The following is an 18,631-nucleotide window of genomic DNA, read 5'->3' as shown; positions in this document are numbered from 1 at the left end:
GGCGTATGAAATGGGAACGGGCCTCGCCATGGCGGCCCGAACGGTACTATTTTGCCAAAGCAACGGCCGGTGTCCAAATTCCTTGTGTCGCCATGTTTTAACCCCGTACATGACTGGTCCTGAATAGTGCGTATTTTGCTGGTGGAAGACGAGCCTGAAATGGCCGCTGCCCTTGGGGAGGCTCTCAAGAATTACGACATGATCGTTGATCACGTGGGCTCGCTCGCCCACGCCGAGGAGGCCGTGTCGCTCAACGCCTATGCCGCCATTCTGCTGGACCGGCAGTTGCCCGACGGCGATGGCCTGACCATCGTGCCGCGTCTGCGGGCAAAAGGTGCGGGCGTGCCGGTCATCGTGCTGACGGCGCGCGGTGAGCTGGCGGACCGTGTCACCGGTCTCGACAAGGGGGCGGACGATTATCTTGCCAAGCCCTTTGCCGTGGAAGAACTGCTGGCGCGGCTGCGCGCAGTGCTGCGCAGGCCCCTCAACATGCCCTCGGAACCCCTGAATGTCGGCAACCTGTCCTTTGACCTGATCAACCGCGAAGCCAGCATCGGCGCCAACCGGTTCGACCTGCCGCGCCGCGAACTTCTGGTGTTGGAAACGCTGTTGCGGCGCATGGGGCGCACGGTGCTACGTTCTTCGCTGGAAGAAGCAGTCTACGGCATTGGCGATGAAATCCAGTCGAACGCCCTCGACACCCATGTTTCCCGGCTGCGCCGCAAGCTGACGGAATCCGGCGCCGGCGTTGAAATTCACGCCATTCGCGGCGTCGGCTACCTGTTGAAGCGCCTCTCCTGATGGCGCAGGCAAGGCCGCATTCATTGAAATGGCGGCTCGTCAGCCACCTTGTCCTTCTGCAGGCGGTCATGCTGACGCTGTTCGTGGTGCTGGTGCTCTGTGCGCTCTGGTACACCGGATTTCTCGGGTCGGTCGATCCTGAAGATACGACGATCAACGCCGTGCGCGATTCCATCGGGCGCAGTGCAAATGGCGCCCTCGTCTTGCGCGAAACACCCGCACTGGCGCGCGAGCGGGTGACAAGCCCGAGTTTTTGGTTTGTGGCGCGCGACATGCAGGGACAGACCTTGTCGGAGGGCGAGGTCCCGCCGGAATATGCGCGCATCGGCGATGCGTTGAGCGCCGTGGGACAGGCGCGATTTGGCTGGAATCTCGGTGATCCGCCCCGTTCCAACGCCCGGTTCAAACGCGTGACAACCACCGCCGGCGTGGTCCAGATCCTTGCCGGACCCGGAAGTACAGTCCCCTTCGGCTTTTATCTCTCGGCGCTCGGTACGGTTCTTGCAACCATCATTGTCCCGCTCATCCTTGTGATGGCGCTGGCGACGCTCCTGGTAACGCCATTTGTCGTGCGCAGGGCCCACAGGGGTCTGGGGCATGTGGCGAACCAGGCTGAAAAGATCAATATTGACGAGCGTGGAACGCGCTTGCCGCTGGATGATGTGCCGCAGGAGGTCACGCCGCTGGTGACGGCTGTCAACAGCGCGCTCGGCCGGCTCGACGACGGCTATGAACGGCACAAACGGTTTCTGCTGGATGCAGCCCATGAATTGCGCACACCGATCGCTATCCTGCAGACCCGCCTGGAATCGCTCCCGGCCAGCCCGACCAACGGGCGTCTGCTGGAGGATGTCGCCCGTCTTGGCATTCTCGCTGAACAATTGCTGGATCTGCAGCGACTGAGCCAGAACGGAATGCAATTTGCCGCCGTTGATCTTGTCGCCGTCGGCCGGCGGGTGGCGGCCGATCTCGCGCCGCTTGCCATCGCGGCGGGTTATGCCATGTCGTTTGAACCCGAAATCGCGCGTGTTGCCGTGCGGGGCGATCAGGCGGCGCTGGAACGGGCCATGATCAACCTTGTGCAAAATGCCATCCAGCACGGCGGACGCAAGGGCACCATCACCATCCGGGTGAAGCCGGATGCGGCCGTCGTGGTGGAAGACGAGGGGGCGGGCGTGCCGCCCGATCAGCGCAGTGCCATCTTCGAGCCTTTCCGGCGCCTGCACGCCCGGGATCGCGGCGTCGGTCTGGGCCTCAACCTCGTCCAGGAAATCGTGCAATTGCATCGGGGGCAGGTTGTGGTAACAGAGGCATCTGGCGGCGGCGCCTGTTTCACCATGAAGTTTGCTGCCGCATCTATAATATCGTAACATTCAGTCAATAATTCAGTCCTGTTTAAGCCATTTTGCTGTGGGTATCGTTGCCGCAGAAGGTGCACGCAATCTTCCCTCAATATTGGCGCGCCATACAGATGCAGCCTTAAGAACGTTGGAGCTTGATTTTTATGACGACGGGAAGTGTTTGGACTTTCGTGCGGGCACTGCTGACCGATCCGTTTCGCGTCAGTGCGATTGCCCCTTCGGGAGCGGCCCTTGCAAGATTGATCACCAGCGAAATCACCCCGGCCTCGGGTCCCGTGCTTGAATTGGGACCGGGCACCGGCGTGTTCACCGACGCGCTGCTTGCCCGCGGTGTTCGCCCCAAGGACCTCACCCTGATTGAATACGGTGCCGAATTTGCGCGGCTTTTGCAGGCGCGCTTTCCCGGCATGCGCATCCTGCAGATGGACGCGGCCCAGCTCGACCTGCACGAGTTCTTCGACATTCAGCCCGCCGGTGCCGTTGTCAGCGGCTTGCCGCTTCTCAGCATGACGCAGGAAAAGGTGGCGGCAATTCTCGGCGGCGCATTCAGCAATCTGCGGCCGGAAGGCGCCTATTACCAGTTCACCTACGGCTTCCGCTGCCCGGTGCCAAAACCGGTGCTGGATCAATTGCAGCTGGAGGCTGTCTGCATTGGCCGGGCATTCCGCAACCTGCCGCCTGCGGCGGTCTACAGGATCACCCGCAGAGGTGTCACCACACCTGTCGCCATCTGATCCCCGTCCGGCGGACAGGTGGTGGGTGATCCGAACGATCACCGATCGTAATCGGTCGATCAATTTTATTGTCTTGTCATGCTGCATCGCAGCGATAATGTCCGCGGCATGACCCCACCAGCCTCTTCTCCCGTTCGTTACGCCCTTGGCGGATTTGTCACGATGGCAGTCGCAATGGGGATCGGCCGTTTCATTTTCACGCCGATCCTGCCGGCCATGATGACCGATCTCGGCCTGTCGCCGGGTGATGCCGGAATCATCGCTTCGGCCAATTATGTCGGCTATCTCCTCGGTGCGATCATTGCGGGTTACGGCTGGGCGTCAGGCATGGAGCGCGCCGTGGTTCTGGCCTCCCTTGCCGCCAGTGCGGCACTGTGTCTCGCCATGAGCCTCAGCGACGGCATCATCGTCTTCTCGATCCTGCGGTTCCTGGCCGGCATGGCCAGCGCGTTCATGCTGGTGCTTGCTGCAACCATCGTCTTCAGTCATCTCGCTGCGGCCAACCGGCCGGGTTTGCAGGCACTGCATTTCGGCGGCGTCGGTGCCGGCATTGCGCTCTCCTCGGTGCTGGTGGCGGCAAGCGCCGCAAGCGGCTACAACTGGCGTCAGGATTGGGTCGGTGCGGCTATCCTCTCCATCCTCGGGCTGTTTGCCGTGCTGTGGCTGCTGCGTGAAGGGCCGGTTCGTGCGGGAACCCAAATCAAGGAACCGCCGGTGCGCTGGACGCCCGCATTCCTCAAGATCAACATTGCCTATGGCATTTTCGGCTTCGGCTACATCATCACCGCCACATTCATCATTGCCATCGTGCGCACCAGCCATGGCGGCGCCTCCATGGAAGCGCTGGTCTGGTTCGTGACCGGTGTGAGCGCCGCCCTGTCCGTCTGGTTGTGGGGGCCGCTGCTGCGCCAGGTCGGCCCGTTTGCCGTCGTGGCGCTCGGCATGCTGGTGCAGGCCGTGGGCGTGGCCGCCAGCGTGGTCCTGCCGCCTCCCGTAGGGCCGCTTCTCGGAGGCGTGCTCCTGGGGTTGACCTTCATCGTGATCACCGCCGCCGGTTTTCAGGCGGGGCGGGCCATTCTGCCGCAGTCGCCGCGCCGGGTCATGGCCGTCATGACGGCGGCCTTCGGCATCGGCCAGATCATCGGGCCGCTCGTCGGCGGCTATCTCGCCAATATCACCGGCAATTTTACCATCGCGACCCTTGCCGCCGCCGCCAGCCTCGTCGTCGGGGCGGCCTTTGCGTTTCTTTCCAGAGCGTGAACATTACAGCAATTTAATTGCTGGCGTTCATTCTTTGCCCTATTCGTGGTGGTAGGCTCACATCAAATCAACCCTGATTTGTGTGTTTATGCGAGGGTCCATCTGCCGTGTTTGTCTCATTTTTTCCCAAGCCGAAGTTGTTTTTCATCTCGGCGCTTCTGTGGGCCTTGGCCGCAGTTCTGCTCTGGTATGCCGGAGGTCAACAATTTGGTTCCTACGTGGGACTGGCTCCCGCTGACCCGGCGGTACCTCCCATCGTTGGCATCACGGTCTTTTTCACAAAGCCCTATCTTTGGGTCTATGTCTATTTTGCTGTATTCATTGGTATTTTTTATGCGTTCTGGGCGTGGTATTCGCCTCACCCATGGCAGAATTGGTCAATTCTGGGCTCCGCTCTTATCCTGTTTTCGTCGTATTTTTCCGTCCAGGTCGATGTTGTTTTGAACAACTGGCGCGGCTCGTTCTTCGACATGGTTCAAAAGGCAATGGGCGGTAAAAATGTTGTTGCTGCCACCGATCTTTATGCCGGCGTTATCACGTTCGCGGTGATCGCCTGCGTGGCAATTGCGGTAGCGGTCGCAACGCTTTTCTTTACCAGCCACTACGTCTTCAGATGGCGAACGGCCATGAACAGCTACTATATGGAACATTGGGAAAGGCTCCGGCATATTGAGGGTGCGGCACAGCGCGTTCAGGAAGACACGATGCGTTTTGCATCGATTGTTGAAGGTCTGGGTATCACCTTCATACAGTCGGCCATGACACTGATAGCGTTCCTGCCCTTGCTCGCACAGCTCTCCAGCCATATCGTCGCCTTGCCTGTTTTCGGTGTCATACCACATCCGCTGGTTTTCGCGGCCATTGCTTGGGCAATCTTCGGAACCGGCTTGCTGGCAATGGTCGGGGTAAAGCTTCCGGGTTTGCAGTTTCGCAATCAGAGAGTTGAAGCGGCCTACCGAAAGGAACTTGTTTATGGTGAAGATCATGGCGATCGTGCCCAGCCGCTTGCCGTAAAGGAGCTCTTTGCAAACGTCAGGAAGAATTACTTCCGTTTGTATTTCCACTACGTCTACTTCAACATCTTCCGCTACGTCTATCTGCAGGCCGACAATGTCTTTGGCCTTTTCCTGCTTGTTCCGACATTGGCAGCCGGCACGATCACCCTGGGTATCTTCCAGCAGATTTTGTCAGCGTTCTCGAATGTGACGAACTCTTTCCAATTTCTGGTCAATTCGTGGACGACAGTTATCGAACTGCTTTCGATCCAGAAGCGCTTGAAAGCCTTCGAGGCTACATTGGAGGGCGAGCCTCTGCCATCCATCGATCAGCTTTATCTGGAAACAGGGACTGAACGCTAAGAATGCAGTGACGGGCGGCGGTCAGATGCCGCTGTCCGTTACCTTCCTCCGGTTGATCGCCGGAGCGACGACGGCGGCCGCTTCGGCGCCGGTCTGTTTGAGATAATCGCTATAGGTCGTGCAACGCACGTCAGGCTGCGTGCAGACGTCGGATGTGAAGCGTTCCAGTGCCCGCCAATAGGCGTCGCCGTTCATCAGCGTAAAATGGATGCCGATCTGGAAGGGAATGCGCTCGCCCTTATACTGGCGGTCAAAGGCACCCTTGAACGCGTCATAGGCGCGGTTTTCAAATTCGTTGAGGTGATCCGCCCGCTCGAAGCCGCCGGAATGGCGCACGAACATGTTGTAGTCCATCGCCACAACCGGGCGGTGTTCCGGGCCTTCGCTGATGGTGGGCAGCGCAAACTGATATAGCCCGCCGGCATGGATCGGCAGAGCCGGACCCTTGGAAACGCTGCTGGCGTCAAAGGCATAACCCATGTCTTTCAATGCCGACAGCAGGGCAGGGCTGGCGGAGAGATATGGAGCCCGGAAGCCGCGCACTTCCGTGTCGACAAAGGCTTTCCAACCCTCCGGTTCGGGATCGCTGCCATATTTTGCCCAGGCCGTGCGCAGCACCTGCTTGTAGGCGGTGAATTCCCTGATCCAGTCCGCCTTCGACCAGGTGCGTCCATCAAAGTGGCCGCAGGCGTGGCTGGCAATCTCATTGCCCTCATTGCGCGCCCGCCAGATATTGTCGAGCCGTTTGGCAATGTCGTCCTTCGATGCGGCATAGCCGATATTGGAGCGGCCATTGGATTCGCCGGGGGCCTGATAGGATTTGCGGTCAGCGCGGTCGATCAGAAAGACACAGGAGAGAAAGTAGGTGAATTTGGCATTGGAGCGCTCGGCGAGCGCCCGGCTGCGCTCCCACAGGGCATTGCTGCCGGAATTGTCGAAGGAGATCAGCACATATTGCGGCTTGCTGCCAAGGGAGCCGCGCAGTTGCGTGCCTTCGCTGGCAAAAGCGGGCATGCATGCCGTGAGGGCAAGGGACGCGGCAAGGGCACAAGAAATCAAACGCATAATGCTGATACGACGCTGTCAATGGGAGGAATGATTCTCGCTACAGGGGAATTGTGGCGATGATCGGACGCGTCGATCCACCGCAAGCACCTGTCTTGGAACTGTTCCAACGCCGCTGTACTCTCCCGGCAAACGGGGGAACCGGTCATGCTGGTGCTGATTCTGGGTATTGTTGTCTTTTTGGGAATTCACTCGGTCCGCATCGTTGCGCCGCAATGGCGTCTCGACAAGATCGCCGCATGGGGCGAGAACAAGTGGAAGGGGTTTTACTCCGTCATTTCCTTCCTTGGTTTGATACTTATCATCTGGGGGTATGTGCTGGCGCGGCCTTATTCGCTGTTCATTTATGAGCCGCCGATCTGGCTGAAGCACATCACCCTGCTTCTGATGCTGTTTTCGTTCATCTCGCTGATGATTTCGAATTTCAAGCCGGGAAAGCTGAAGCCCATTCTCAAGCACCCCATGCTGATTGCCGTTAAAATCTGGGCGCTGGCGCATCTCATGGCCAATGGCGATCTGGCGTCGCTCGTCCTGTTTCTGTCATTTCTGGCCTGGGCCGTGGTCGATCGCATTTCCATCAAGCGGCAGGAGCGGGCGGGCCTGATGCGCACGGTGATTGTGCCCGGACCGGTTTCCAACGATATCATGGCCATTGTCGCCGGTGTGGTGCTCTATGCCCTGTTTGTCTGGAAACTGCATGCCTGGCTGATCGGGGTATCACCAGTTTAAACCGCCGGCTGAGGGCTATTTTTCACTTGGCCCTTACATCCCGAGGATTTTCCGACTAAAAGCGCTCTAACTGTGTGCGCGGAGTGGCGAGGGCTGCTTCGCGCATCTGCAATTCATTTCATCGCAGGCCCCAAGGGCACCAATGAGGCACTATGACTGACGACGGCTTTTTCCGTGAGGTAAATGAGGAACTCCGCTCCGACAAGATGCGGGCGTTTTGGAAGCGCTTTGGCGGCCTGCTGATCGGCGCTGCCGTGGCCCTTGTCGTCGGCACGGGTGTTTTCGCCTTCTATGAATACTGGACCGAAAAGCAGGCGTCGAAATCCGGCGACCAGTTTCTGGCTGCGCTCAATCTTGTCCGGGACGGCAAGAATGATGAAGCGCTGAAGACGCTGGGTGAACTGGAAAAGACCGGTTACGGCGCTTATCCCGTGCTGGCACGCATGCGCGCTGCCGGCGTGCAGGCGCAAAAGGGTGACCCGGCAGCCGCAGTGGCTGCGTTTGACGAAGTAGCGGCGGATGCCTCTGTTCCCCAGTCCCTCCGGGATCTGGCAAAACTGCGCGCTGCCCTGCTGCTTCTCGACACGGGCTCCTACGACGATGTTGCCAAACGCGTCGAATCTCTTTCGTCCGACGGCAATCCGATGCGCCATTCCGCGCGTGAGGCCCTTGGCCTTGCCGCATGGAAAGCTGGTCGCGGCGGTGATGCGGAAAAGCTGTTCAAGCAGATTTCCGATGATCAGGCCGCTCCCGCCAATATCCGCCAGTTTGCCGACACGATGCTCGACATGCTTCGCAGCACTGGCGCAGCACCCGCTGCTGCTGCCGGTTAACACAGGAATTTGAGTCTTTGAGTTTCACCCTCGCCATTATCGGCCGTCCGAATGTCGGTAAGTCCACCCTCTTCAACCGGCTTGTCGGCCGCAAGATCGCTTTGGTGGATGATCTGCCGGGCGTTACGCGCGACCGCCGTGTCCATGCCGCCAAACTCTACGATCTGAAGTTCGATGTCATCGATACCGCAGGTCTCGAGGAGGTCCCCAGCGATTCGCTGGAAGGCCGCATGCGTGCCCAGACGGAACTGGCCATCGGGGAGGCTGATCTCATCCTGTTCCTTGTCGATGCCAAGGCCGGTATCACGCCCACCGACGTAACCTTCGCCGACCTCGTCCGCCGTTCCGGCAAGCCGGTTATTCTGGTTGCCAACAAGGCCGAGGCGCGCGGTGCCGAATCCGGCATGTACGATTCCTATCAGCTGGGACTGGGCGAACCTTGCCCGATTTCGGCCGAGCACGGGCAGGGCTTCCCTGATCTGCGCGATGCGATCGTCGAAATACTGGGAGAAGAGCGCGTTTTCCCGGATGAGTACGAGACGAAAGATCCCGAGAGCGACGCGGTCGCCGTCACCATTCCCGCCGTTGCGGGGCCGAAGGACGATCTGATCGGCGACGACATCGACGATCCGGATGCCGAAGACATCCCGGCCTATGATTCCAGCAAGCCGCTCCGCATCGCCATCGTCGGGCGCCCGAATGCCGGTAAATCGACACTGGTCAACACGATGCTCGGTGAGGATCGGCTGCTGACCGGACCGGAAGCGGGGATCACGCGCGATTCCATTTCCGTCGACTGGGAGTGGAATGGCCGCAAGATCAAGCTGTTCGACACCGCTGGGCTGCGCCGCAAATCCCGTGTTCAGGGTAAGCTCGAAAAATTGTCCGTGGGCGATGCGCTGCGGGCCATTCGGTTTGCCGAGGTCGTCATTATCGTGCTTGATGCGACGATCCCCTTCGAAAAGCAGGATTTGCAGATCGCCGATCTGATCATCCGTGAAGGCCGCGCACCGATCATCGCCTTCAACAAATGGGATCTGGTCGAAAACCGCCAGATGGTGCTGGCCGATCTGCGCGAAAAGACCGAACGGCTTCTGCCGCAGATTCGCGGTATCCGTGCCGTCCCGATCTCGGGTGAACGCAACCAGGGCATCGACAAGCTGATGGCCGCCGTTGCCTCGACGGACGAGGTATGGAACCGCCGTATTTCCACCGGTCGCCTGAATCGCTGGATGGAAGGTGTGACGACGCATCACCCGCCGCCCGCCGTCGCCGGCCGCCGTCTCAAAATCAAATACATCACGCAGGTCAAAACCCGCCCGCCGGGCTTTGTCATCTCCTGCTCGCGGCCGGAAGCGTTCCCGACCTCCTATGTGCGCTATCTGACAAACGGACTGCGCGAGACGTTCGATATGCCGGGTGTTCCGCTGCGGCTGGTCCTGCGCACCTCTGATAATCCATTTGCCGGACGGGCAAAAAAGAAGCGCTAGTCTATTCCACTGCAACAAATCCTGCCGCCCTCGTGTTTTTGCACGGGGGCGGTTTGCGTTTGCACGGGTCCGCCAAACCAACCGGCTACGCTCTTTCGCGAGGGCTGTTAACTCTCCATCAAGGTTAATGCTTCATTTTTGCAACCAGTATTGTTCGGTTGTGAGTGGGGTATCGGCGTGCGTTTCTCTGAGTTTTCTAGGGCATTGAAGCCCCTGCAAAAGAATCGGACAAACAGGAATTTTATCGGTCCGGTGATTATCGGCACGGCCATCTATCTGTTCTCGCCCACGATCGTCGCCTATCAGGACATGGCCAGCATGCTGTCGGGTGCCGAATCCGGCAAGGGCCGCTGGACGGCGTATCTGGAAAAGTCACCCGCCGGCTCCATCCAGAAAGCCAATATGTCCCTTGTCGACGACAAGGCCATCACCTCGAGTGTTCCCGCCAGTGGTATCGACGTGCCGGGCATCGGTCCGATCGTTGTCAACGGCACCGGGAAATCACCCGGCGCGACACCCGATGAAGATCGCATCAACCGGGCCGAGAAGCAGGGGCGCATCGTCACCATCAGCAAGAAGGCCCCGCCCAAGGCGTTCAGTGCAGGTTCCATCCTCCAGCGATCGAGCATGCTGATCCGCCCGACCCATGGCGTCGAAGTCGAAATGGCTTTTGCCAAGCCGAAGATCGCCGGCAAGGAAATCCAGATCGCTCTGGCATTTCATAATCGCGCACCGGCCAAGGCCGATCCGCAGGTCTCGCCCATGCTGGCCAGCCTGATCACCAACAACACGCCGGATGTCCTGGCATTGGGTTATGCGCCGGCTGAACCTGATTACGCGAAAACCTCGCCTTTCGACAACATTCTCAATGAGCCAAAGCAACCCGGGCGATTTGTCCCGCAACTGGGGGCTGGCGATCATGCCTGGCTGGCATCACCGCTGCCGCCGGTCGTTTTCACCAAGGAAGAACAGAAATGCCTGGCGACGGGCATTTACTTTGAGGCGAGAAGCGAAAGCCTGAAGGGGCAGGCCGCCGTTGCGCAGGTCATTCTCAACCGTGTCCGCAACCCTGCTTACCCAAAGACCATTTGCGGTGTCGTCTACCAGAACGACGACTGGATCAACCGCTGTCAGTTCTCGTTCGCCTGTGAAGGACGCAAGCTGGTCGTGACGGAACCGAAATACTGGAAAATGGCGCAGGAAATAGCGATGGCTGTTACGTCAGGGCGCATCTTCCTGCCGGAGGTCGGCTCGGCCACCCACTATCACGCCGTCTATGTCCGGCCAAACTGGGCGCACACCATGAAACGCGTCGACAAGATCGGCCAGCACGTCTTCTACCGCACCTATGGCGGTGGTTGGATTTGATGCCACTTGGAAGCTCAGCGAAAACTGCTATATTGGACTTGGAGTGAGGGACAGGCTTTCGCCCGCCCCTCCTTCCTGATTATTTGAATTGAACCCGGATTGACAGCGACCAACTGGTCCGGGTTCTTTTCAATATCAGGGTGATGCTAAGTGGCAGTTTCCACACAGATCACCTCCAAGTTTGAGAGCAAGGCCATTGCTGTGGTCGGGAGGCCCATCGTCCCGATACACCGGTTGGCTCGGTGCTTTCTGCTTCACTCTCAAAACGTCACGAGCGTTATTTATTGTTTGGTTCGCTTTCTGCCGCAAGAAACGCTGGGTTGCGCCGGGGGCGGAATCGGCGATTGAAAAGTTGCATTGCCCCAGCCCTCAAGCGCCCTCGAATGGGGGTGTCGTCCACAGGATTCGCGCGCGATTTTTGCCCTCAGAGGTGAGACATAAAGTCATATTTACCTAAGGTATTGAAATTTCCCGCGAAAATTACCCTTGAGACTCCTGCTTCTGCGCCTTGACTAGCGCGGATCGTAACAATATGTTGCGCGCGACTTCGAAGCGGGGGTGAAGCCTCGCATTCAGCGTGTAAAGGACATGCCATTGGCCACGGGAAACAAGCCCGATCAGTCAGGTTCTGTCGGTAATACGCCGGATGCCGGAAAGCCGCTGACTTCGGATGAACTGGAAAGTCGCCGCCGCGATCTGGAAGCAAAACTGGCTTCAAAGGGCGTAGGCGGGAAGACCGGTTCGAAAGACGAGGGGACGGGGACCGCCTCCGGTGTCGCGCAGGCCATGAAACTGTCGAGCGAATTTATCGCCGGCGTTCTGGTTGGTGCGGGGTTGGGCTGGTTAGCTGACCGATTTTTGGGCACTTCACCCTGGGGGCTGATCATTCTGCTCCTTCTGGGTTTTTGTGCCGGAACGCTGAACATCCTGCGCTCCGCAGGACGTGTGGCGGAGAACCGCGGATTTGAGCTCGACAAGAGCGATGACCGTGAGAAACCGGAATAAGCCTGCGGGCATGGAACGATATAGACGAGGTTAGCGTGGCCAACGATCCGATCCATCAATTCCAGATTGCACGATGGATTCCCATTGATGTCGGTGGAATTGACCTGTCCTTCACCAATTCGTCCGCCTTCATGGTGGCGACGGTTGCGGTTGCTTCGGCGTTTCTCTACCTGACTTCTTCCAATCGCGGCCTGATCCCGACCCGTTTGCAGTCGGTTTCCGAGATGGCCTACGAATTCGTGGCTTCCACGCTGCGTGATTCGGCCGGAACCTCGGGAATGAAATTCTTCCCGTTTGTGTTCTCGCTCTTCATGTTCGTGCTTGTGGCCAATATGCTCGGCATGTTCCCGTATTTCTATACGATTACCAGCCAGATCATCGTGACATTCGCGCTTGCGATCCTCGTGATCGGTACGGTTCTCGTTTATGGTTTCGCCAAACACGGCTTCAAATTCCTTGGTGTTTTTGTGCCGTCCGGTGTTCCGGCGCCGCTGCTGCTTCTCGTGGTGCCGATTGAAATCATTTCTTTCCTTTCCCGCCCGATCAGCCTTTCAGTTCGTCTTTTCGCCAACATGCTTGCTGGCCACATCACGCTGAAAGTGTTTGCTGGTTTCGTGGTGTCGCTGAGTGCGCTCGGAGCTGCCGGTATCGGCGGCGCGATTCTGCCGCTCGCCATGACGGTCGCTTTGACCGGTCTCGAATTCCTGGTGGCTTTCCTGCAGGCCTACGTCTTCACCGTGCTGACATGCATGTACCTGAATGACGCAGTGCATCCTGGCGGTCACTGAGAACGAACTTCGCCGGCGGGGCTCCGCCAAACGCAATCGATCAATAACTATTCTATCCAAAGGAGTTTAACATGGATCCCGTAGCAGCAAAGTACATCGGTGCAGGTCTCGCCTGCTTTGGTATGGCCGGAACGGCCCTCGGCCTTGGCAACATTTTCGGCAGCTACCTCTCCGGTGCATTGCGCAACCCATCCGCAGCTGATGGCCAGTTCGGCCGTCTGGTATTCGGCTTCGCCGTTACTGAAGCTCTGGGCATCTTCTCGCTGCTCATCGCTCTTCTGCTTCTGTTCGCTGTTTAATCAGCAAGCAATTCATACTGGCTGCGCTCTGCGCGGCCAGTATAATATTTAAAGTCAGCAGATCGGGAAATGCCCGAACCAAGGGGACAACATATGTTTGTGTCTTCGGCTCATGCCGCATCCACAACCGCTCAGACCGAGACACCTGCGCATGCCGACACGGCTGCAACGGGTGGCGCGTCTGATGCCCATGCCACTGCGACCCACTCCGAAACGGGTGTGGCGCATAAAGGTGTTTTCCCGCCTTTCGACTCCAGCCATTTTGCTTCGCAGCTGCTCTGGCTGGCACTGACATTTGCATTTTTCTACCTGTTCCTGTCGCGTGTGGTTCTGCCACGTATCGGCGGCATCATCGAGACCCGCCGCGATCGCATCGCAACCGATCTCGATCAGGCTGCCCGCATGAAGCAGGAATCGGATGAGGCGCTCGCCGCCTATGAGCAGGAACTTGCCGAAGCCAAGAAAAAGGCCGGCAGCATTGCTCAGACCGCCCGTGATGAATCCAAGGCCAAGGCAGACGCTGAAACAGCGGAAATCTCTGCTGCCCTGGAAAAGAAGCTGGCTGAAGCCGAGGCAAGCATTGCGTCCATCAAGGACAAGGCAATGGCTGGCGTCGGTGCCATCGCCGAGGAAACGGCGGCGGAAATCGTCAAGAAGATCATCGGTGGAACTGTCGATACGGCAAGTGTTTCCGCTGCGGTCAAAGCCGTGCGCGGTTAAGGAGAAGCATGATGGACGCAACATTTTGGGCCCTGATTGCGCTGGTTATCTTCCTGGCGCTGATGGTTTACCTCAAGGTTCCGGGCGTTGTCGGCAAGTCGCTTGACGGCCGCGCCGAGCGTATCCGCGACGAGCTGGAAGAAGCCCGCCGCCTGCGTGAGGAAGCGCAGTCGCTGCTGGCCGAGTATCAGCGCAAGCGCAAGGAAGCCGAAAAGGAAGCTGGCGAGATCGTTGCCGCAGCGCAGCGCGAAGCCCATGCTATCATTGAGGAAACCAAGCAGAAGACGGAAGAGTATGTTGCACGCCGCAACAAGCTTGCCGAGCAGAAGATCGCCCAGGCCGAGACCGAGGCCGTCAACGACGTTCGCGCTTCCGCAGTCGATATCGCTGTTGCCGCTGCGGGCCGTATCCTCAAGGACAAGGTTGACGCCAAGACATCGGCCGACCTGTTCAAGTCTTCTCTGAGCGAAGTGAAGACCCGCCTGAACTGATTGAGGGCAAATGGAATTTGAGAAAGCCGCCGCGAGGCGGCTTTTTCTTTTGGGCGAAGGAGCGGTTGCCGCTTTAAACGTCCCGGTTCTTCAGCGGTGCGAAACTGAAACGGTGCAGGCCAGCTACCGGTCCGTGGGTTAGCATCGCGCTGCGATGAAACGCTGTTCCGTAGCCTGCATGGGTCTCAAGTCCATAGGCCGGGTAGTGGCGGCCGGCCTGCGCCATCATCCGGTCGCGGCTGACCTTGGCGAGAATGGAGGCCGCGGCAATGGAGACCGAACGCTGGTCGCCCTTGATCATCGCCGTGCCGGGGCAGGGAAGGCCGCGCGGCACATCCCGCCCGTCGATGAGTGCGTGGCCCGGCAGGATGGAAAGGCTGCAGGTGGCGCGGCGCATGGCCTCCAGCGCGGCTTTCAGAATATCTGTCGCATCGATTGCCGGCGCGGCGACACTGGCAATACCCGACGCCAGCGCTGTCTGCAAAATGATGTCGAACAATTCCTCGCGCTTCCTGGCGGTCAGGCGTTTTGAATCGTCAAGACCATCGGGAATCCGCTCGGGATCAAGGATGACCGCGGCGGCGACAACAGGGCCTGCCAGTGGCCCGCGACCGGCTTCGTCGATCCCTACGACAAAAGGCACGCCATCGCGCATGAGCCGGCGCTCCGTCGCAAAATCGGGTTTGCCGGTATCGAGAGGAAGAAGCAGAGAATCAGAACGCGATCGAGCCATGTTGCGGCGAGACTCGCATTCGTTCTGATTCTCTGCAAGGCCCCGATGCGGATGGGGTAGGGCATCGGGACTTCCGTCAGCGGGATGGGGGGCGCCCGACGGATTTTCAGAAACGGGTCGGAGACCCGTTTGATTGGTTAAAACAGCGACAACTGTTCGCTGCCGGCGGTTGGTACGAACAGATCGGTGCGCAGACGGCGCTTGGCGAGATTGAGACCAAGCCGCTTGGCAGCGATTTCAAACCGGCGCCCGATCTGCCAGGCATAGGGACCATCGCCGCGCATGCGCTTGCCCCATTCCGCATCGTAATCCTTGCCGCCGCGCATGGAGCGCACGAGGGAAAGAACATGGCGATAACGGTCCGGGTAGTTGCGCAGCAGCCATTCCTTGAAGATGGGACTGACCTCGAGCGGCAGGCGCAGGAGCACGTAGCCGGCTTCGCGCGCGCCCATGGCATACACGCTGTCAAGCACGCGCTCGATCTCGTGATCGTTGAGACCCGGAATGATCGGGGCCACCAGGGTTCCCGTCGGAATGCCCGCATCCGAAAGGGCGCGCAGTGCCTGCAACCGCCGCGTCGGGGTTGAGGCCCTCGGTTCCATCGTCCGGGCAAGCTTGCCGTCCAGCGTCGTGACGGAAAGGCAGACCTTGGCAAGACCCTTCTCGGCCATGCGGGCGAGAATATCGATATCACGCATGATCAGCGCCGATTTGGTGACGATGCCAACCGGGTGCTGATGCTCTTCGAGCACCTGCAGAATCTCGCGCATGATGCGCCATTTCTTCTCGATCGGCTGATAGGGATCCGTATTGGTGCCGATAGCGATGGTCTTGGCGGTATAACCCGGTTTGGACAGTTCGCGGTCGAGCATCCTGGCGGCATCGGGCTTGGCAAACAGTTTCGATTCAAAATCGAGACCGGCTGACAGGCCCATATAGCTGTGGGTGGGGCGGGCGAAGCAATAGATGCAGCCATGCTCGCAACCGCGATAGGGATTGATCGAGCGGTCGAATCCGACATCCGGCGAGTCATTGCGCGTGATGATCGTGCGCGGCTTCTCGATCTGCACCTCGGTCTTGAAGGCGGGCAAGTCCTCGATTGTCTCCCAGCCATCGTCAAAGACATGGCGCGTTTCCGGCTCGAACCGCCCGGACGGGTTCACGCCCGCGCCGCGTCCGCGCCGGCGTCCATGGTCGATCCGCAACCCGGCTTCGTCGACCAGCACATTGGCATGTTCGGCCCGGCCTTGCCCGAAAGCGGCCTTGTCCGCCTGTACCATGATGTTCATTGACATTCTCCTTGAGACCGGAGCGAGACTGAGTCGCTCATACCGTCGCAACATGAATGTATTCCTAACAAATTATGAGAACAAAGCAAGAACAATCTGCTGAAAAAGGATGATGGAAATTTCAATAATAATACTATAACTGAAATGGATGATTTCCGTCCTGATTGAAACCCGCAATGCCGATGAACCCTTGGCCAGAACGCTCGGCGGACTGGTGGGCGGAGCTGTCGAAGGTGTGTTGAGCGATGTCATCGTCATCGATCACGGCTCGACTGACCAGACTCACCGTGTGGCCGATGCGGCCGGGTGTATTTTCCTGCAGGACCAGACATTGATCGACGGTCTGCGCCGCGCGCGCAGCGACTGGATTTTGTTCATCGAACCCGGTGCGCGGTTGATCGACGGCTGGATCGAGGCTGTCTCCCTTCATGTGGAACGCATGCAGGGGCCAGCCTGTTTCACCCGTTCCCACGCGCATCGGAAGCCGTTCTTCGCGCGGGTTTTCGCGCCCGGAAATCCTCTCGCCAATGGGCTGCTGATTTCAAAGCGTCAGGCGATGGCTTTGTCGGCTCCGGGCAAGAGTGCGGCGGACCTGGCGCGCGGTCTCGCCATGAAGCGTTTGCGGGCGGAGATTATTCCCGGGGCGTTGAAGTAGTCTCAGCCCCGTTTGAGATGTTCACCCAGCCGGGGCATGATCTCGACGAAATTGCAGGGCATGTGGCGGTAGTCGAGCTGGAACTGGAGAATATTATCCCAGGCATCCCTGCAGGCGCCGGGTGAGCCCGGCAGCACGAAAACGAATGTTGCATTGACCACACCGCCGGTTGCCCTGGACTGGATGGTCGATGTGCCGATCTTGTCGTAGGAAATGCGGTGGAATACCTCGGAAAAGCCGTCCATCCGCTTTTCGAAGATCGGCTCCAGCGCTTCAGGGGTCACGTCCCGGCCGGTAAAGCCCGTACCGCCTGTGGTGATGACCACATCCACATCGGGGCTGTTTGACCAGGCAAGCACCTTGTCGCGTATCGCTTCGCGATCATCAGTCACGATGGCGCGGTCCACCAGGCGGTGTCCTGTTGCCGTGATGCGGTCGGCCAGCGTCGTGCCGGATTTGTCGTCATCCAGAGTGCGCGTATCGGAAACGGTCAGCACGGCAATCCCGACGGGTACAAAGGGGCGTGTCTCGTCAATGCGGGCCAAGATCAGTTCCCTTCCATGTTGCTGCTGGTGGCGACGACAAACCACGCGGGCTGGCTTTGGCGCAACCGCATTGCGGCTGCATCAGCCGCCGCGTCATCGCTGTAGAGTGCAAAGCAGGTGCCGCCCGAGCCGGACATGCGCGCGAGCAACGGGTTGGTGTCCAGCAATGCCTGCATGCTTCCGTTGATCGAAGGCGCAAGCTTTTGCGTGGCTGCGAAAAGATGGTTGTCCGTCTGCCGGAGATAGGCGCAAACCTCCGCAAGGCATGTCAGGCGAGGCAGCGCGGGCAGGGGAGGATTGTCGCGGCGGGTCAGCGCGGAAAAGACCTGCGGTGTCGACACCGTCACCCCATTGTTGACAAGGACCATGGGCAGGCGCGGAAAGGTTGCGATGCGCTCGATCTCTTCGCCGATGCCGCGCGCGATCAGCGCCTCGCCGTGCAGGCACATCGGCACGTCGGCACCCAGCGGCAGGCCGAGTGCGGCCAGGTCCGTCAGGCTGGCATCGATAGCCCACAGGGCTGCCAGAGCGCGCAGGGCAGCAGCAGCATCGCTGGAGCCGCCGCCGATGCCGGAGGCGACAGGGAGATGTTTCTCCAGATGGATGGCGACGGGCGTTGCCTGCCTGCCATACCGCCGGCGCAGGGCGTCCCGCGCCCGCAGCACCAGGTTTGTATCGTCGGCGGGAAGGCCCATGCCATAGGGACCGGACAGGGTGAAGGAATCTGCCGCTGCTTTCGTCACGCTCAGCCGGTCGCCGAAACGGGCAAACACGACGAGACTGTCGAGCAGATGGTAGCCATCGTCACGTCTGCCGGTCACATGCAACGCGAGATTGATCTTGGCCGGGGCGGTGAGGCTGATTGTATGGTCAGGACTGGCAAGCATGGACGCTCAGTCTTTGCGCAGGCGGTATTCACCGGTTTCGGGATCCTGGACCAGTGTTCCCTGTGCACGATTCTGTGCCTCTTTTTCGGCCTCGCGCACGCGCTGCGAGACGCGCTGCGCTTCCTTCTTGAACGAACGATAGCCGTAATAGGCGGCGGCGCCGACAAGAGCAAAAAAGATCAATTGTGGCATCGTCTGTAACCCTCGACTACCGATATCA

The 18,631-nt window shown here is 59.3% G+C and carries 21 protein-coding genes; 15 read left to right on the top strand and 6 right to left on the bottom strand.

All coding sequences use genetic code 11. The features are described 5' to 3' along the window. Nucleotides 1-126: 126 nt before the first annotated feature. The 5 genes from J1W56_RS02560 to sbmA all read left to right on the top strand — a co-directional run bounded on the left by J1W56_RS02560 (nucleotide 127) and on the right by sbmA (nucleotide 5,514). On the top strand, nucleotides 127-801 hold the full coding sequence (locus J1W56_RS02560) for a response regulator transcription factor (protein WP_223611595.1): 675 nt from the start codon (nucleotides 127-129) through the stop codon (nucleotides 799-801). Beyond that, entirely contained in the window at nucleotides 801-2,171 is a 1,371-nt protein-coding gene (locus J1W56_RS02555; protein WP_223611594.1) for a sensor histidine kinase, read from the top strand. The genes J1W56_RS02560 and J1W56_RS02555 overlap by 1 nt, the downstream gene beginning before the upstream one ends. Before the next feature lie 134 nt (nucleotides 2,172-2,305). After that, nucleotides 2,306-2,896 (top strand): class I SAM-dependent methyltransferase, encoded by a 591-nt coding sequence (locus J1W56_RS02550; protein WP_223611593.1) that lies wholly within the window; start codon nucleotides 2,306-2,308, stop codon nucleotides 2,894-2,896. 108 nt (nucleotides 2,897-3,004) lie between these two features. Then, nucleotides 3,005-4,156 carry a YbfB/YjiJ family MFS transporter gene (locus tag J1W56_RS02545; RefSeq protein WP_223611592.1) on the top strand — a complete coding sequence of 384 codons (1,152 nt, stop codon included), beginning with the start codon at nucleotides 3,005-3,007 and terminating at the stop codon, nucleotides 4,154-4,156. A 107-nt stretch (nucleotides 4,157-4,263) separates the two neighbouring features. Beyond that, nucleotides 4,264-5,514 carry a peptide antibiotic transporter SbmA gene (gene sbmA / locus J1W56_RS02540; protein WP_223611591.1) on the top strand — a complete coding sequence of 417 codons (1,251 nt, stop codon included), beginning with the start codon at nucleotides 4,264-4,266 and terminating at the stop codon, nucleotides 5,512-5,514. Between the two features lie 21 nt (nucleotides 5,515-5,535). Here the strand turns inward: sbmA and J1W56_RS02535 are convergent, their stop codons facing one another. Beyond that, complete coding sequence (locus J1W56_RS02535) at nucleotides 5,536-6,579, bottom strand: polysaccharide deacetylase family protein (RefSeq protein WP_223611590.1); 1,044 nt, start codon at nucleotides 6,577-6,579, stop codon at nucleotides 5,536-5,538. Nucleotides 6,580-6,726: 147 nt separating this feature from the next. Between J1W56_RS02535 and J1W56_RS02530 the strand changes: the two genes are divergently transcribed. The 9 genes from J1W56_RS02530 (at nucleotide 6,727) to J1W56_RS02490 (ending at nucleotide 14,302) form a co-directional block, all read left to right on the top strand. Further along, nucleotides 6,727-7,308, top strand: a complete 582-nt coding sequence (locus J1W56_RS02530) for an NnrU family protein (RefSeq protein WP_223611589.1) — start codon at nucleotides 6,727-6,729, stop codon at nucleotides 7,306-7,308. Nucleotides 7,309-7,460: 152 nt separating this feature from the next. Continuing rightward, nucleotides 7,461-8,141: a tetratricopeptide repeat protein gene (locus tag J1W56_RS02525; protein WP_223611588.1), complete on the top strand. Its 681-nt coding sequence runs from the start codon at nucleotides 7,461-7,463 to the stop codon at nucleotides 8,139-8,141. A gap of 17 nt (nucleotides 8,142-8,158) precedes the next feature. After that, entirely contained in the window at nucleotides 8,159-9,631 is a 1,473-nt protein-coding gene (der, locus tag J1W56_RS02520; RefSeq protein ID WP_223611587.1) for a ribosome biogenesis GTPase Der, read from the top strand. A gap of 252 nt (nucleotides 9,632-9,883) precedes the next feature. Beyond that, entirely contained in the window at nucleotides 9,884-10,999 is a 1,116-nt protein-coding gene (locus tag J1W56_RS02515) for a cell wall hydrolase (protein WP_223611586.1), read from the top strand. A gap of 594 nt (nucleotides 11,000-11,593) precedes the next feature. Next, entirely contained in the window at nucleotides 11,594-12,004 is a 411-nt protein-coding gene (locus J1W56_RS02510; RefSeq protein WP_223611585.1) for an AtpZ/AtpI family protein, read from the top strand. 35 nt (nucleotides 12,005-12,039) lie between these two features. Continuing rightward, nucleotides 12,040-12,792, top strand: a complete 753-nt coding sequence (locus tag J1W56_RS02505; protein WP_223611584.1) for a F0F1 ATP synthase subunit A — start codon at nucleotides 12,040-12,042, stop codon at nucleotides 12,790-12,792. A 71-nt stretch (nucleotides 12,793-12,863) separates the two neighbouring features. Then, nucleotides 12,864-13,091 (top strand): F0F1 ATP synthase subunit C, encoded by a 228-nt coding sequence (locus J1W56_RS02500; protein ID WP_008125314.1) that lies wholly within the window; start codon nucleotides 12,864-12,866, stop codon nucleotides 13,089-13,091. 93 nt (nucleotides 13,092-13,184) lie between these two features. Continuing rightward, nucleotides 13,185-13,811: a F0F1 ATP synthase subunit B gene (locus tag J1W56_RS02495; RefSeq protein ID WP_223611583.1), complete on the top strand. Its 627-nt coding sequence runs from the start codon at nucleotides 13,185-13,187 to the stop codon at nucleotides 13,809-13,811. Between the two features lie 11 nt (nucleotides 13,812-13,822). After that, nucleotides 13,823-14,302: a F0F1 ATP synthase subunit B gene (locus J1W56_RS02490; protein ID WP_223611582.1), complete on the top strand. Its 480-nt coding sequence runs from the start codon at nucleotides 13,823-13,825 to the stop codon at nucleotides 14,300-14,302. A 73-nt stretch (nucleotides 14,303-14,375) separates the two neighbouring features. On the opposite strand, the gene J1W56_RS02485 is transcribed toward J1W56_RS02490, so the two are convergent. Then, a complete protein-coding gene (locus tag J1W56_RS02485; protein ID WP_223611581.1) occupies nucleotides 14,376-15,035 on the bottom strand; it encodes a ribonuclease HII in 660 nt (219 codons plus the stop codon). 137 nt (nucleotides 15,036-15,172) lie between these two features. After that, entirely contained in the window at nucleotides 15,173-16,324 is a 1,152-nt protein-coding gene (locus J1W56_RS02480) for a PA0069 family radical SAM protein (RefSeq protein ID WP_223611580.1), read from the bottom strand. A 148-nt stretch (nucleotides 16,325-16,472) separates the two neighbouring features. On the opposite strand from J1W56_RS02480, the gene J1W56_RS02475 reads away from it, so the two are divergent. Beyond that, the gene (locus tag J1W56_RS02475; RefSeq protein ID WP_223611579.1) at nucleotides 16,473-16,979 is read left to right on the top strand and encodes a glycosyltransferase family protein; all 507 of its coding nucleotides are present in this window, start codon (nucleotides 16,473-16,475) and stop codon (nucleotides 16,977-16,979) included. 2 nt (nucleotides 16,980-16,981) lie between these two features. Here the strand turns inward: J1W56_RS02475 and moaB are convergent, their stop codons facing one another. Genes moaB through J1W56_RS02460 form a run of 3 tightly spaced genes read right to left on the bottom strand, consistent with a single transcriptional unit; the run spans nucleotide 16,982 to nucleotide 18,603 of the window. Then, nucleotides 16,982-17,524, bottom strand: a complete 543-nt coding sequence (gene moaB / locus J1W56_RS02470; RefSeq protein ID WP_223611578.1) for a molybdenum cofactor biosynthesis protein B — start codon at nucleotides 17,522-17,524, stop codon at nucleotides 16,982-16,984. 2 nt (nucleotides 17,525-17,526) lie between these two features. Then, complete coding sequence (locus J1W56_RS02465) at nucleotides 17,527-18,411, bottom strand: 4-(cytidine 5'-diphospho)-2-C-methyl-D-erythritol kinase (RefSeq protein WP_223611577.1); 885 nt, start codon at nucleotides 18,409-18,411, stop codon at nucleotides 17,527-17,529. Between the two features lie 6 nt (nucleotides 18,412-18,417). Continuing rightward, entirely contained in the window at nucleotides 18,418-18,603 is a 186-nt protein-coding gene (locus J1W56_RS02460) for a hypothetical protein (RefSeq protein ID WP_091880998.1), read from the bottom strand. Nucleotides 18,604-18,631 lie beyond the last annotated feature (28 nt).

The sequence above is a fragment of the Phyllobacterium calauticae genome (assembly GCF_019991125.1).
GTDB lineage: Bacteria > Pseudomonadota > Alphaproteobacteria > Rhizobiales > Rhizobiaceae > Phyllobacterium > Phyllobacterium calauticae.
This window is presented reverse-complemented; position numbering and strand designations above follow the sequence as displayed.